This is a genomic window from Halomarina halobia (genome assembly GCF_029338575.1).
In the GTDB taxonomy this organism is placed as follows: domain Archaea; phylum Halobacteriota; class Halobacteria; order Halobacteriales; family Haloarculaceae; genus Halomarina; species Halomarina halobia.
On record NZ_CP119992.1, the window covers coordinates 1,148,674 to 1,163,468 of the forward strand.

General features: G+C 65.8%; 10 protein-coding genes. 2 read left to right on the plus strand and 8 right to left on the minus strand.

The annotated features are described in order from the left end of the window. Positions 1–104: 104 nt before the first annotated feature. The 5 genes from P1K31_RS06130 to P1K31_RS06150 all read right to left on the minus strand — a co-directional run bounded on the left by P1K31_RS06130 (position 105) and on the right by P1K31_RS06150 (position 6,565). A complete protein-coding gene (locus P1K31_RS06130) occupies positions 105–2,168 on the minus strand; it encodes a S8 family peptidase (protein ID WP_276305403.1) in 2,064 nt (687 codons plus the stop codon). Between the two features lie 177 nt (positions 2,169–2,345). Next, on the minus strand, positions 2,346–3,338 hold the full coding sequence (gene corA / locus P1K31_RS06135; RefSeq protein ID WP_276305404.1) for a magnesium/cobalt transporter CorA: 993 nt from the start codon (positions 3,336–3,338) through the stop codon (positions 2,346–2,348). Continuing rightward, the gene (locus P1K31_RS06140; protein WP_276305775.1) at positions 3,335–3,631 is read right to left on the minus strand and encodes a hypothetical protein; all 297 of its coding nucleotides are present in this window, start codon (positions 3,629–3,631) and stop codon (positions 3,335–3,337) included. The genes corA and P1K31_RS06140 overlap by 4 nt, the downstream gene beginning before the upstream one ends. Positions 3,632–4,389: 758 nt before the next feature. Then, the gene (gene cysS / locus P1K31_RS06145) at positions 4,390–5,871 is read right to left on the minus strand and encodes a cysteine--tRNA ligase (RefSeq protein ID WP_276305405.1); all 1,482 of its coding nucleotides are present in this window, start codon (positions 5,869–5,871) and stop codon (positions 4,390–4,392) included. 163 nt (positions 5,872–6,034) lie between these two features. Continuing rightward, complete coding sequence (locus P1K31_RS06150) at positions 6,035–6,565, minus strand: DUF7523 family protein (protein ID WP_276305406.1); 531 nt, start codon at positions 6,563–6,565, stop codon at positions 6,035–6,037. A gap of 408 nt (positions 6,566–6,973) precedes the next feature. Between P1K31_RS06150 and P1K31_RS06155 the strand changes: the two genes are divergently transcribed. Together P1K31_RS06155 and P1K31_RS06160 are read left to right on the plus strand one after the other, a co-directional pair. Next, entirely contained in the window at positions 6,974–7,846 is an 873-nt protein-coding gene (locus P1K31_RS06155; protein WP_276305407.1) for a CbiX/SirB N-terminal domain-containing protein, read from the plus strand. A 75-nt stretch (positions 7,847–7,921) separates the two neighbouring features. Beyond that, entirely contained in the window at positions 7,922–9,043 is a 1,122-nt protein-coding gene (locus P1K31_RS06160; RefSeq protein WP_276305408.1) for a DR2241 family protein, read from the plus strand. Between the two features lie 214 nt (positions 9,044–9,257). Here P1K31_RS06160 and P1K31_RS06165 read toward each other — a convergent pair whose 3' ends face one another. The 3 genes from P1K31_RS06165 to P1K31_RS06175 all read right to left on the minus strand — a co-directional run bounded on the left by P1K31_RS06165 (position 9,258) and on the right by P1K31_RS06175 (position 14,570). After that, positions 9,258–9,746 (minus strand): HTH domain-containing protein, encoded by a 489-nt coding sequence (locus P1K31_RS06165; RefSeq protein WP_276305409.1) that lies wholly within the window; start codon positions 9,744–9,746, stop codon positions 9,258–9,260. Between the two features lie 1,041 nt (positions 9,747–10,787). Continuing rightward, a complete protein-coding gene (locus P1K31_RS06170) occupies positions 10,788–11,156 on the minus strand; it encodes a DUF7344 domain-containing protein (RefSeq protein WP_276305410.1) in 369 nt (122 codons plus the stop codon). A 408-nt stretch (positions 11,157–11,564) separates the two neighbouring features. Next, on the minus strand, positions 11,565–14,570 hold the full coding sequence (locus P1K31_RS06175; RefSeq protein ID WP_276305411.1) for a bacterio-opsin activator domain-containing protein: 3,006 nt from the start codon (positions 14,568–14,570) through the stop codon (positions 11,565–11,567). Positions 14,571–14,795 lie beyond the last annotated feature (225 nt).

Genomic DNA, 14,795 nt, shown 5'->3' on the forward strand with positions numbered 1-14,795 from the left:
TGTTCATTGGAGTATTCTCTTGAATAATTGTGGGGGTGGCGGCAATCATCCGCTCTGGCAGGGGGATTTCTGTCGGCGACAGTCGCCTCGATAGACGGCGAGTTTCAGATGAGCCCGCTCGTTTCGATGACCGCGTATCCGACGACCTCCGTCGCGTGGGTCGTCTCGGAATCCCTGCTCTGCTCCTCCTCGACGAGTACTCGAACGCTGGACCCGGTGAGCTCCCGATACCGAAGCCCTGCCGTGTCAGACTCGTCGAACGTCTGGATGGCCGCGACGAACAGCGGCGAGTTATACGTCTGCTGGAAGTCGATCCGGTACCACCGGTCGGGCACCACGTCGGGCGTTCGACCGACCTCGAACTGGACGCCGTTGATGGTAAACACGCCCGGTTCGATCGCAGCGTACCCGACCGTCTCACTCAGGTGTCCACCTCTGGCCTCTTCCTCCTGAAGGCGGATGTCGACGCCGTTGCTCGAAGCGTCTCGTTGCCGTGTGACGATGGGATCCTGACCACGGTACGTCTGTGGCTGAGAGAGGACGACGGGCGTGTCGGTGAAGTTCTGGAAGAAGCTCGTCCGGGTGAACTGGTGATCGGTGGCCATCGTATCGACTTCGAGACGGTTGCCAGCCGAAGACGTGTACGCACCCGCCTCGAACACCACGTAGTGCACCGTCTCCTCCAAGTGTGCCCCATCCAGGTACGCCCACTCCTCGATCTGGAACTGGAAGCTCTGACTGGCGACGTTGCGCAGACGAACGTGACACGGATGACCCCCGTTGCGCGAGACCGGATTCATGATCACGATCGGGTTGTCGTACGAACGCTCGAGATTCACCGTGAACCACGTCGTTCGATTCGGCTGGCTGACCGACACCGTCCCGGATTCACCGATCGCGAGCGCCGCCTCGACGTCCACTAACCCGTAGCCGCCTTCGGCTTCCGAGAGCCCGATGTTCTCGGCGGTGTCGCGGAGCTGGCCGCGAGCGCCCCCCGGATTCTCGTAACTCGACGGCGTCAGCGTATCGTTCGAATCGTACGTGATGTTGTTCGCGTTGTTGAACCCGACCGCCATGAGATGGGCTGCCGCACCGCCGACGTGCGGTGACGCCATCGACGTCCCGGAGAACGACGCGTACCCGCCGGGGATTGTCGACCTGACGTCACTTCCGGGAGCGGCGAGTTCGATCTCTGGCCCCGTCGAGGAGAAGTCGGCGAGGGTGTCATTGCGAGTCGTCGCGCTGACGGCGATGACCTCGTCGTAGGCGGCCGGGTAGTTGACGCAGTTCGTGCACGGGCCGTCATTACCGGCGGCGGCAACGAGAACGACGTTCCGACGGTAGGCGTACTTACAGGCGTCGTGGACCGCCTGCGAGGCGAACGTCGTCCCCAGACTCATGTTGGCGACCTCCCAGCCCTGATCGGCGACGTAGACGACGGCGGAGGCGATATCTGAGAAGGTTCCCACGCCGTTACAGTCGAGCGCCTTCACGGCGTGTAACGTCGCGCTCGTAGCGACGCCGACGACGCCCTCGGTGTTGTTCACCGCAGCGACGGTGCCGGCGACGTGAGTACCGTGATCGTCGTCGTCGTCCCACGGTTCGAGGCAGGCGTTCCCGTTGGTAGACGCACAGGGAGTCCCGTCGTACTGTACCCCACACCGGACGTAGGCCTGTCCGGTCCCGAGGTTAGCCTGTAGATCGGGGTGATCGGAGTCGATGCCCGTGTCGATGATCCCGACATCTGCCCCACGTCCGGTGAAGCCGTCGTGTTGGACTTCGTCGGCGTCGATCCGGTCGACACCCCAGGGGATGGTCTGGGTCCCTCGGGTCCCGTGGTCGATCGCTCTCACGAGTCCGTTCGGCTCGATGTACCGGATATCGTCGCGCTGGCTTAGCGCTGCTAGCGCCGAGTCGGAAAACTCCCCGACGACCGCCTGTCCCCCTTCACCGAAGTCGTGGGTATCGATGACCACGTCGGCCTGCGCCTTCGAACGCTCGACGGCGCTCCACGACTGCGTCCCGACGATCATGCCCTCCCCCGGCCGCGCGTATTCCTTCGAATCCCCGTGCGCAGTAGCTTCACTGACGTACGTTCCGAGAGCAATGCCGCCAGTAGCGCCCAGGATGATCTGCCGACGAGTGAATCTAGCATTCGTGTCTTTCATCCTGTGAGGAACGTAGATAGTTAATTACTTATAATTTATTATTGAATCTAAATTATTTGTTCCATGATATGAATATGTGTTTCGACGTTGGCGCGGATCGGCGGCCGAATACGCCCGCGACGAGGTGTTTCGAGGGTACTGCTCGCGTTCGGGTAACCCCGCCCCGGAGCCTCAGAGTCAGAGGTACTCCCGCTCGCGGAAGTAGATGAGCATGACGAGCGCGACGAGCAGCATCCCGACCATCACGGCCGGGTAGCCCAACGGCCACGCCAGTTCGGGCATGTTGAACCGGCTGTCTCCGAAGTTCATCCCGTAGACGCCCGCGATGAAGGTGAGGGGGAGGAAGATGGTCGCGACGACGGTGAGCGTCTTCATCACCTCGTTGGTGGACTGAGAGAGGGTGTTGAGGTAGATGTCCCGCGCGCCGCTGGTGAGATCGCGGTACGTCTCCGTGAGGTCGACGATGTGGACGAGGTGGTCGTACACGTCCCGGAAGTACTTCTCCATCTCCGGGCGGACGTACCCCGTGTCCCCCCGCGCGAGCGCGCCGATCGACTCGCGCGCGGGCCACGTCACCTTTCGGAACGCCAGCAGGTCGCGCCGAACGCCGTTGATCCGCTCGAGCGTGTCGATTCCCGTCGAGACGAGCACCTCCTCCTCGATGCGCTCGATCTGCGTCTCGATCCGGTCGAGCAGGTCGAAGTAGTCGTCCACGACCGTGTCGATCACGCGGTAGGCGGTGTAGTCGGCCCCCCGCTGGAGCAGGCGCTCGTCCCACTGCGTCACGGCGGACCAGACCCGCTGGACGGCCGCGATGGGCGACACCGAGAGCGTACACACCCAGTCCTCGCCGATGAACACGCCGAGGGGTTCGTCGCGTACCTCCTCGTCGAACGGCCGGTCGCCGCGGGTGAGTTCGGCCTCCTTCGCGAGGACGAACGTGTAGTCGGTGAACTCCTCGGTCTTCGGGCGGACGTTATTGAGGACGTCCTCGACCGCGAGCGGGTGGATGCCGAAGACGTCCGCCACGAGGCGCAGCTCCGTCTCGGTGGCGTCGGTCGCGTCCACCCACGCGGTGCCCTGCTCCGACTTCAGGACCGAGAGATCCGCCGAGCCGTCGACCGAGCGGCGTTCGACCGCCCCCGAGGCGTACGAGAGCGCGGAGATCACGCGCGATCACCTCCCGTTCCCGCCCTCACGTCGGCCCCGTCGAACGTCGAGGGCGACCCGGGTGCGTCGCGCCCGTCGGTCGATCCGCCGCCGTCGAACCGTCTCGGATCGCGACTCGGCTCCCGCGTTCGGGACGACGACTGACGCGGATCGGACATCGCCGCGAGCGCGATACCCACCATGACGCCCGTCACGGTGATCGACCGACCCGGATACGGTGCGACGACGCCGAGGACGTACCCGCAGAGCGCGAGCGCCGTGAGCGCGAGGCCGACCATGCGCATGCGATTCATACCGTTCGCTCTCGCTGCCAACGAAAAAAGGGTATGCGTCGTTTCGGTCGGTACGGAGGGGGGTTCGAGCGATTCCGACGAGCCGTCGACGGCGGAGTGGTGACCGTCCCGGCGTCCGGTCGAGAGGAGGGAGGGGAAGGTGACGACGAAGCGGATAGACGGTTACGGCGAGCGGTCGCGACCGGCTCGCTCGACGCGTCGCCGGTGTTCGAGGTAGAGTTTGTACGCGACTTGCAGTTCGAGCGGACCGATCGGAAGTTCGGAATCGACGCTGGTGATTCGGGCGATGATGTTGTTTTCGAGAGAGGCCCGTCGTACTCGTCGTCGACGGACTTGGCTTCGAGGTGGGGGGACCATTTCGCCGGTTCGGGCATCCCAGATATTGTCGTCGAGCATTTCGTCCATCGAATCGAGCGGCATCGCTTGGCCCCATGCCGTGTTCTTCGTGTCGATCGACGAGGCGACCTATCGTGTCGGGGTCGATGTATTCGAGGAGAACGTCGATGTCCTCGGTCGCTCTAGAACGTCCGGTCAGGATCACGACGTAGCCGCTGACGTAGACGTGGCCGATGTCGAGGTCGTCGAGGATCGAGGAAAACTGAACGGCGAGGTCGTAGAGGTCGTTGGGGTTTTCGGTCGACGACGAGGAGACCATCGCGCAGTTCGATCCCACCCATGCCGTGTCGTTACGTTACGAAGACGAGATAAGTGCTCGTACACACAGACGCACGATCGCCTCCACTACCCCTCGCTCGTAGTCACAACCGGAACGTCGGTCCGTCGTCCGTGTCCTCGACCTCGACGCCGAGGGCCTCGAGCGAGTCGCGGATCTCGTCGGCGCGCTGGTAGTTGCCCGCCTCGCGCTCGCGCTCGCGGATCTCGAGCAGGAGGCCCACGACCTCCCCGGCGAGGGTCACCTCGCCCTCGCCGGCGTCCGGGCCGAACGTGAGCCCGAGCGCGTCGCCGCCGAGTCGGTCGAACGCCTCGACGGCCTCGCGGAGGCCGCGGTAGTCGTAGGCGTCGCGGCCGTCGAGGTGGCGGTTGGCCGCCCGAGCGAGGTCGAGCAGCGCCGCTATGGCCTCGCGGGTGTTGAAGTCCTCGTCCATGGCGGCCTCGAAGTCGGCGGTCGCGGTCCCGACCGCCGACCGGAGGTCGCCGTCCGCGACCTTCGAGTAGGCGTCCGGCCCGTCGAGCGCCTCGCAGGCTCGCTCGTAGGCGCGTTCGAGGCGCTCCCAGCGCTCCCGCGCCTCGTCGACGGTCGCCTCGGAGTAGGTCTGGCGGCTGTCGTAGGCGGTAGAGAGCAGGAACGTGCGGACGACGTCGCCGCCGAGTCGCTCGACCGCGTCCCGCACCGTCCAGAAGTTCCCGAGGCTGGAGCTCATCTTCTCGCCCTCCGTCTCCAGCAGACGGACGTGGAGCCAGTAGCGGGCGAACCGCTCACCCGTGGCGGCCTCGCTCTGGGCGATCTCGTTCTCGTGGTGCGGGAAGACGAGGTCCTGGCCACCCATGTGTACGTCGAGCGTCTCGCCGAGGTGCGTCATGGACATGGCCGAACACTCGATGTGCCAGCCGGGGCGTCCCCGTTCCCACGGCGAGTCCCACGTCTCCGCCCCGGCGCTCGCCTCCTCGGGCGGGGCCGCCTCCTCGTGACGGTATTCCGCGACCGTCTCCGGCGGGACGCCGCCGGCCTTCCAGAGCGCGAAGTCGGTCGGATTGCGCTTCTCGGCCCGCTCGTCCCCCGAGGCCCGCGCTTCGAGGTCCTCGATCGACTGGTTCGAGAGCTTCCCGTAGTCGGGGAACGTCGAGGTGTCGAAGTAGACCGAGCCGTTCGCCTCGTAGGCGTGGCCCGACTCGATCAGCGTCTCCACGAGGTCGATGATCTCCGGGACGTGCTCGGAGACGCGGGGGTAGACCTCCGCGCGCCGGAGGTTGAGCGCGCGCATGTCCTCCACGGTCCGGGCGACGTTGTTTCGGGCGACGTCGGCCTCGTCGTCGCCCATCTCGCCGATCCGGGCGACGATCTTCTCGTTCACGTCGGTGAAGTTCTCCACGTGGCGGACGTCGTGGCCGCGGTACTCGAGCCAGCGGTGGACCACGTCGGCGTGGATCCACAGGCGGGCGTGCCCGAGGTGCGCGGGGTCCGAGACGGTGAGTCCGCAGACGTAGAGGAGGACCTCGTCGCCGCGCGGTTCGAAGACCTCGCGCTCGCCCGTGAGCGTGTTCGTCACGCGTATCGTCATTACCCGTGGTTCATCGGATGCGCGTTTGAATCCGTCGGAACCGCGGGACGCCCTGTCTCCCCGGGCGAGCGGCGGTCGAGGTCGGTCGGCGTCCGACCCCGGCGCGGCGTCCCGGCGTTCGAATCCGACCGGTCGACCCGGTCTGCGGCCGACGTCCGCCGCGTCAGCGCCCGACGACCGACTCGACCGCGCGCACGGCGTTCGGCCCGTCGCGCCGCTTGACGAGCACGACGAGCGCCGACCCCGCGACGGCGGCGGCCTCGACGGCGATCCCCTCCGCTCGCAGGCGCGCGAGCGCCTCGGCGAGCGCCGTCGCGTTCACGTCGCCCGTCGCGAGCACGCCCGTGAGCGATCCCCCCGGACCGTACGCGCTCTCGCCGACCCGGAGGAGCGGGGGCGCGTCGGTCCGCGCGCGCTCGCCGTGGTCGACGCCACCTCCGCCGTCTTCGTCCCCGCCGTCGCCCGTCGCGACGGCCCCCAGCCCGCTGCGCATCGCGACGCTGGCCGCTCCCGAGGGCGGTTCGTAGTCGTCCAGTTCCTCGGCGTAGCGGCGGAGCGCGGCGGTGACGGCCTCCTCGTCGCCGACGTCGAGGTACCGGGCGGCGGCGGCGTAGTTCACGACGCCCGCGCGCAGGGCGTCGTAGAGGAACGGTCGGGCGCGGACGGCGGCGCGCGTCTCTGCTGCGAGGGACATACTGGGTGGTGTGCGTGAGAACACCCTAAAAGCCGTTCGAAGAGCGAACAGGGCGGTACCCCTGGCGGACTGAAAGGGCGAGCGGTCTGGACGAAGCACGGTACCGCAAGCACCGCAACCGAGCGGAGCGAGGTGAGGAGCGCAGCGTGTGCCGCGCGAGTCCAGACCGCGAGGGCTTTCGAGGTGATTCAGCGTCGGAGTAGTCGATAGTGACCTCGAAAGCCCTCACGGTATCGACCCTCCGGGCCTCGCTGCGCGCTTCGCTCACTCCGTTCGCTCGCTCCAGTGCTTACGTCGTCCGGGAGGGTCGATACCGCTCGCCCTTTCAGTCCGCCAGGGCCTCGGGGTGCGTCGTACGCGAGCCCTAGGAGCGAAGGTCTTAATCCGAAAAATCCCCAACGTCGGGGCATGTCACAGGCGCTCGTCATCGTCGCCCACGGCTCGCACCTGAACCCCGACTCGAGCGCGCCGACGTTCGACCACGCCGACACCGTCCGCGCGGCCGGGATCTTCGACGAGGTCCGCGAGGCCTTCTGGAAGGAGGAGCCGTCGTTCCGGGAGGTGCTCCGGACCGTGGAGGCGGAGGAGGTGTTCGTCGTGCCGCTGTTCGTCAGCGAGGGCTACTTCACCGAGGAGGTGATCCCCCGCGAGTTGCGCCTCGAGGGGTGGGACGTCTCCCGGTGGGACTCCGACGGCACCAGCGCGAGCCACGCGAGCCTCCGGGCGAGCGACGTGGACAAGACGGTCCACTACTGCGGACCGGTCGGCACGCACGACGCGATGAGCGACGTGATCGTCCGGCGCGCCCAGTCGGTGACGGGTGATCCCGACGTGGGGCCGGGGTTCGGCCTCGCGGTCGTCGGCCACGGCACCGAGCGCAACGAGAACTCCGCGAAGGCCATCCACTACCACACCGAGCGCATCCGCGAGATGGATCGATTCGACGAGGTGGCGGCGCTGTTCATGGACGAGGAACCCGAGGTCGACGACGTGACCGACTACTTCGAATCGGACGACGTAGTGGTCGTCCCCCTCTTCGTCGCCGACGGCTTTCACACCCAGGAGGACATCCCCGAGGACATGGGCATCACCGACGACTTCCGGGAGGGCTACGACGTGCCGGCGGAGGTCGACGGTACGCGCATCTGGTACGCCGGCGCGGTCGGGACGGAGGCGCTCATGGCCGACGTGATCGTCGAGCGCGCGCGCGACGCCGGGGCCGACGTGGGCGGCTCGGCGGAGCGCGTCCGCGAGCGGGCCGGCGACGTGGCGGGGGACTGAGGTTCGGGTGCTCCGTCGCCCCGTCACCGCGCCGAAAAACGCGGATTTACCTGCTTTCCGCCGCTCGGTTCGGGCATGGACGAGTCCCCGGATCGAACGCGGCGCGCGACAGGCGCGACGAACGAGGAGCAGTTCGACGCCCTTCGAGCCGCCGCCGAGGACGGCGTCGACTTCGACGGCCTGCGCGTCGCGGCCGACGGCGACGCGTACGCCTTCGCCACGCCCGAGGTCGAGCGCTCGGGACTCGACGAGCGCTCGTTCCGCGACCTCGCGATGGAGCACGCGGACTACGTGAACAACTGGTACGCCTGGACGCTGACCGACCTGAGCGCCGACCGCGAGGCGTTCCTGCGGTGGGTCGAGGGGGCCGACGAGCGCCCCGTGCCCGAGCGTTACGCGGCGCTACGCGAGGGAGGGATCTCGCGGTCGTGGGGGCAACTGCGGATCACGGCGACGCTGGGCGACGACGGCGAGCGCCGCTACGACCTCCGTCACGAGGCGGACGCCGACCGCGCCGTCGACGACCTCGACCGCCGCGACGACCCGCTCGACGCCCGCCGCCTCGCCACCTACGACGAGAGGGGGCGCTACCGCCCGCTCAAGACGGCACCCACGCTCCGTCGGGGGTGGGTCTACCCCGACCTCCCGGGCGCGGACCTCGTGCGCGCGGTCGACTTCCTCTACCCCGCGACGGTCGCCAACTGGTACCGCGAGCGGACGGGCGACCTCGACGTGAGCCACTGGCGCGAGACCGCGGAGCGACAGACCGGCATCTACGACATCGTCGACGAACTCCCCTCGGAGGCCGTCGATTGGGTCGCCGAGGCCTGCTGCGTGGACTCCCAGTGTCTCAAGCGCCGCGAGTGGGACGAGGACGAGGCGACGCCGCTCGACGCGCCGCGCGGTGACGGCGAGTTCCCCTGCCGGGAGCCCTGCTCGCTCGTGATCGCCGCCGCGCGCACGTGGACGACCCTCGAGCGCGAGGAGCCACGCGAGTACACCTTCGAACTCACCCCGAGCGAGAAGGAGCAGATCGAGGCGATCGTCGAGGCGGTCGCCGAGGACCGGACCGACGAGATCCGCGAGGCGGACGTCTCCGAGGGCGCGAACCGCTACCGGGCGCGCTACCTCCGGGCAAAGCGGTTCGACGACGAGGGAAACCTCTGCGGCGTCCCGACCGACGAGAGCGGGGAGTAGTCGGGCGAGGGAAGCGAGCGCGGGCAACGGGGCCCGACGTGCTGAAAACAGCTCCCAGTACCCTAGAGAGCCGAGTAACTGACGGCTCCCGGATGGTGAGTTCGACGGTGAAGCCCGGATCGCCTCGTCTGACGGCAATCCCGGAGCCGACGATGGGGAGCCGTCGCTGGCACTGCCAAGAAGACGGCGTTCGGTCGGTGTTGCCGTCGACGGCCTATCTCCTCGCTTCGACGGCGGCCGGCGTCCATTCTCCGGAACGCAGTGTCGCGAGGTAGTCGCCGACGGTGCGAACGCCCTCGTCGGTCGAACAGGGAACGACGGTCAACAGGTCGTCGGCGTCATACACTGCGAGACACATGGTCGGAAACCTGACCACCTCGACCTGTTCGTCGGTGACCAATGAACCGAGCGTGTGGGTCGAAAACGCCGGTTCGAGCCGATGGCCGGTTCGTTCCGCCCACACTTCGAACTCCTCGTACGTGGATCGGGCAGCGCGGACGGCCGCATCGGCCGCCGCCGGGTCCGTGGTGGCCCCCACGCGTACCTGTTTGCCCCAGACCTCGACGGTCACGTCGGCTATGGCTCCCGCCTCTCGGAGCTGTTCGAGCTGCTCGTAGACCGCTTCCTGTCGATCGTGCACGCCCACGGGCGTGCACTCACGCACACGCAGTTCGACGCGAGGAGGGTCGCTCTCTACCGTCATTCGCCGTGCCCCACCGTCGCGGTACATCGGTCGTCAGCGCGCTCGGGGATATGCTCGTTCCAACGCATATCTGACGTCACGTACAGTACGGACGCCTGTCCCCTCGGCCATCGCGGTGGACCCACTATCTGCGCCTCGTTGATGGCCCGAAAGCGCGGGTACGCGAGGGTCGTCCGCGACGACGGTAGCGCCTCGGGGAGCGACCCGGTCCACCGGTCGTAGCTCGACGCGTCCACGTCGGAACTGGCCTCCGAGGTGCGCCCCGTCACATCCGGCCTCCGGACGGCTGGGGGGGCTTCCAACCGTCGAACGACGAGCCGAAATCGAGTGACTCGAGCGTGATCTGCCTCGGCGGTCGATAGGTGACGGCACGCCGAGTCACGAATGCAGCCCTCCGTTCAGGTTGATAACGGTCGTCCCCTCCCGTCCGGGATCTTCGGCGATGCCGCGGCCGATCCCCCGCGATGACCCCGTCGCGAGACGGACCTTCCCGCTCAGCGGAGCTCGGGCCCGATATTCTCGGTTGTGAACTCGACTACCCATCGTTGCTCGTGCTCTCGTCCATGAGATCGACTCCGCGAAGACGGCCAGTCTCCGAGAATCCCGGATCGTTTTTCACTGTCATGACGTTGTTATTGTGACACTGTTCGTTCGATCTGCACCTCGGAATCGCCATCGGCAGTCCCGTCATCGGAACCGATCTGTGCGACCGTTTGATACCCCGCATCCCCGCGAATCCCCGTACCTGTCATCTTTCGTCTTCCTCCTCGGTCGTTCGAAACGGCTCTGGAGGTGTTCGGCCTCTACACGCAGCGGACGTAGAAAACATCTATACAAGTGCCTAGAGTCGTCGGATGCAAACGTACGATAATCCCATATGTTTCGTACAGAATATACGAGTTGGGCTAGATGACGTCTCTCGAAACTAACGCGCACACGTTCGAAGGGCTCCGGATAGCCGTAGTAGACCAGTCACCACGTACGGTGAAAACGCGGCTCACTCGCTCCGACTCGACGCCTGGTGTTACGAGGGGGATCGGCTCACTGTAGCGACGGGCGCCCCCTCAGCGAGGCGAGGACGGCCTCGATGTCGTCAGCGCTTCTGTATCGGATAGCGCCGCTCCGATGATCGTACTCGACGACCCCGGCGTCGGCCAACCGAGGGAGGTGACAGTGGTGTAGATCGATCCTGATCGACTCGCTGTCGTCCTCGCCTTCCGATCGAGCGATCGCCCTGACGAGACGTGAGAAGGTAATCCCACCGTCATCCACCTCGATCAGCAGCTCGAGGATAGCTCGTCGGCGGTGATGTGCCAGTAATCGAAGCGTTCGATCGAGGGACTCCGACACAGAGCCGACCTCTTCCAGGGGCAGCCCGTTACTCTCGAGTTCGATGTCACCCTTTGACATATCACTGACATTGGCTCTGGCACCGATAAGCTCACACTCTAGATGCTGGTGTCACGTCCTACTGGGAGGCTCATCCGCCACGTCCCACGCCAACACGGGAGCTCTCCCGCCGGGGGTGAAAGTGGTGCACGCAGGGACACATCGTCCGCCGTCCGCTCGAGAAAAGACGCCGGTACGACCGGTGGGACGCGCGGCATCGCAACTCCTCCACGCCGATTTCGGGGGCGACACGGTGCCTGACTCGCGTCACATCACACGACGAAGCAGTGACGCGTCCCGGATGCACGGTGTGTTCGTGTCTCACTGACCTCGCCCGGGTACCGACGACTACCGGCACGAGCGACGTCGAAACCGTCTCTCATGGACGTCGACCCTGTGTGCGGTACAGGGGACCACCTCACTGCCGCGTTACTCCGTGTCCTGTGCCTCGAAGAACACCATGAGGAGCTTTCTCATTGCGTGGCGGAGATGGAAGTGCAACGTCGAGGACGAGACCTCCATCGGATCGGCGATGTCTTCCGCAGTGCTCGCCCGGGGCCACTCGAAGTACCCCGCGAAGTACGCGGCCCGAAGGGCATTCAGCTGTTTCTCGGTGAGCTGCTCGGTGAGGGTTTCGCGGAACTGATGGACAGTTTGAAGGGGACGATCGAGGTCTCGCTTACCGGTCAGTGTCGCACTGGGACACACCTCTCGCAGCCCGTTCAGTACGGTCAGGGTATCCGTATCCGGTGCGACTTCGGCTATGACCCGAGCTTCCCCGTCATCGGCAACCATCGAACGTACTGTTGCGCCAAAGTCGACGAGGGACGACACTTCGGACGCTCCCGACACCCGAAATTCGAACACGCCGCCCTCTTCGGTCTCGGTGAGTAATCGACACGTCTCGACGTTGGCCGCCCGGGTTGCCCACTCGCGGATCGCATCGGGTGAGGCCCCATCCACCGTGACGTAATTGAGCAGCCGCCCCGCTTCGAGCGGGACGAGACCTTCGAGACTGAGCCGACACTCGAGTTCCCCGGACGCGGCGACGAAAAACGAGTTCACGTCCGAAATGTCGAATTTGAGCTCGGTGGCCGTATCGGCCACCAGGGCGCGCCGTGCCTCCGAGGCCCGGATCGCTCGCCCGATCGTCTGCCCGAGTTCCCGCAGGATCGTGATCTCCTCCTCGTCGAACGAATCGGACTGATCAGTATACAGCGTCAGAATCCCGTACACGGCCTCACCAGCTACGAGCGGAACCGCCACAGCCCCGCGACATCCGCGGTCGAGTAACTGCTCGTGCCACGGTCCGACGCTCGATTCGCGATGGAGGTCCTGCGTCACGTGAACGGCACGGGTCTGGTGTGCCGTCCCTGCCAACTCGTCCATCAGGGTGGCGTCGTCCGCCGGAATCACCCCGCTCTCGAACACCGCCTCCGCGAGGCCTGCCGTCGCGTGGGACGTGACCCGCTTCCCCGTCCTGTATTCGCCGATCCACGCGGCCAGATAGGATTCGTTCTCCACGATGTTCTCGCAGACCTTCGATGCGATCTCGTCTCGGGTCGTCGCGTCGACGACCGCCCGGTTGATGCTACGGATGACGCTATTGAGCCGGGTGAGTTCTACTAACCGTTCGTTCTGGCGCTCGAAGTCCCGTTCGTACTCGACGTGGTGTAGCGCCGCCTCTGTATTGGTCGCTAGCAGCTCGGCGAACTCGGTATCCGTGTCGTCGAACGCACCCGTGGTGGTGTTCCCGGCCAACAGGATACCGTAGTTACCGAGTGGGACGATCAGCTCGCTTCGGACCGGTGTCTCCGCGCCGTACACCATCTCTCGCGGACGGACGTCGTCGTACACCCGCGTATCGCCGTTGATAAACGCATCCCACGCGAGGCTCCCCGGTCCGAGAAGCCTCGGTAGTTCACCGAGTATCTCTTTCACGTCGGGCGTGTATGCAACCGGTCGGAGCACGCCCGCCGACTCGTCGAGGGAGAAGACGGCGACGAAGGACAGTCGTAGCCGCTTACTGGCCGTTCTGACGGCGATATCGGCGACATCCTCGCTGGAGGCAGCGTTGAAGAGCGTGCGCGTCGCACCGTGGAGTCCGGTCAGAACGCGTTCGCGCTTCTTTCGTTGGGTGATGTCACGCGCGACGAAGACGACCGACCGTGTGTCCGTAGGGTGCTGCATCGGGGTTATCCGACCCTCGAACCACCGCAATCCTGCCGGCACTTCGAGTTGATACTCCAACGTCTGAAGTTCGCCGGTGTCGAGACAGCGACGGATCACCGAGAGCATTTGATCAGCGATGTCCGCCGGTAGCACGTCGCACAGTTGGGCCTCCAGGAACTCCCCCGGTTCCTCGTACAGGAGGGATTCGGTCTCGGGGCCTCCCAAGTACTCCCGATAATACCCGTCCTCGTCGATGACGAACGCCAGGTCGGGGAAGCTGGTCGCGAGCGCCCCCAGGATCTGACTCGTTTGATCGAGGGCCCGCTCGCGTTCCTTCTGCTCGGTAACGTCCTCGGCGATCCCGGCAATGCGGGACACGTTCCCCTCCGTGTCCCGGATCGATACTGCCCGGTCTCGGATCCAGCGGATCTCTCCGTCGGGACGTTTGAGCCGGTATTCTTCGTCGTACACGCCATCCGGCTGTGACGCCAGGGCGGCGCGAACCCGCTCGCGATCGTCGGGATGGATCGCGTCGAGAAACGCGAGCGGTTCGTCGTAGAGCCGCTCGCGGGGCTGTCCCCACACCTCCTCGTATACGGGGTTCACGTAGATCACCTCCTCCTTGTTCGGATCGGTCATCCAGATGACGACGTCGAGATTCTCGACGATCTGTCGAAACGGCGTCGTTCGCTCGCGTACGCTCGCGGGAAGCGGCTCGCGGTCGATCGTGCCGGATGTCTCCGTCTCAGCACCTCGCCGGAGAGAGTCACGGGCACCTTCCCGTCCGCTCTCCACGGCCGACGCGTCGGCCGGATCGGTGCGAATAGCTGTCCCCGAAATCCAGTTGACGTGGAGTGGGAGGTTCTCGTCCCGACAACGAGCGTGAAACGTTCGCAGGGACGTGTGGTCGGGAAGTCTGAGCTGGAACGTCCACCTCTCGGCCGTTCCGTGGCCACGTTCGACCAGGACGTCGAACTCCTCGATGACGCCGAGAAGTCCGTTGATTTCCGCGTCCCATTCGATGTGATAGAGCGTTTTTCCCGCCCGGGTATCGTGGCGCGTCAGACTGCCGACCCTCGGATCCCGACGGACTACTGTCTCGAACGCGGCCACATCGGGCGTCTCGACCCAGATGAAAGGGGCCGGTCGTGCGTCGATCGGGACGAACTGGGTCAGCTCGATATCGACGGGAGGCCCCGTACTGAGCACCTCTCCCAGGTCAAACGCGTTCGCCGCGATCGCCACCTGCGCAACGACGGTCATGAGACTCCACGAATCATGTCCTACGAACCGTCTCGGATACCGAACGGCTCCGCGTATAGTGCCGACCTGTCGCTGCTTCTCCGCCCTGGTCCGACCGGGGACATGACCATCATCCAGTCATCGATCGCCCCGGGACCGAGCACAGACGACGTCTGCAGCTTACCTCTCACGTGACCACGTTCGGGACCCTGCGTGACGGCTACGAACACAGATACAGATACGTAG

Bases quoted from the DNA above. Each gene is read 5' to 3' on its own strand.
- P1K31_RS06150 (WP_276305406.1), bottom strand. From the start codon at position 6,565: ATGTCCCTCGCAGCAGAGACGCGCGCCGCCGTCCGCGCCCGACCGTTC.
- P1K31_RS06175 (WP_276305411.1), bottom strand. From the start codon at position 14,570: ATGACCGTCGTTGCGCAGGTGGCGATCGCGGCGAACGCGTTTGACCTG.
- P1K31_RS06155 (WP_276305407.1), top strand. From the start codon at position 6,974: ATGTCACAGGCGCTCGTCATCGTCGCCCACGGCTCGCACCTGAACCCC.
- P1K31_RS06130 (WP_276305403.1), bottom strand. From the start codon at position 2,168: ATGAAAGACACGAATGCTAGATTCACTCGTCGGCAGATCATCCTGGGC.
- P1K31_RS06140 (WP_276305775.1), bottom strand. From the start codon at position 3,631: ATGAATCGCATGCGCATGGTCGGCCTCGCGCTCACGGCGCTCGCGCTC.
- cysS (WP_276305405.1), bottom strand. From the start codon at position 5,871: ATGACGATACGCGTGACGAACACGCTCACGGGCGAGCGCGAGGTCTTC.
- P1K31_RS06170 (WP_276305410.1), bottom strand. From the start codon at position 11,156: ATGTCAAAGGGTGACATCGAACTCGAGAGTAACGGGCTGCCCCTGGAA.
- P1K31_RS06160 (WP_276305408.1), top strand. From the start codon at position 7,922: ATGGACGAGTCCCCGGATCGAACGCGGCGCGCGACAGGCGCGACGAAC.
- P1K31_RS06165 (WP_276305409.1), bottom strand. From the start codon at position 9,746: ATGACGGTAGAGAGCGACCCTCCTCGCGTCGAACTGCGTGTGCGTGAG.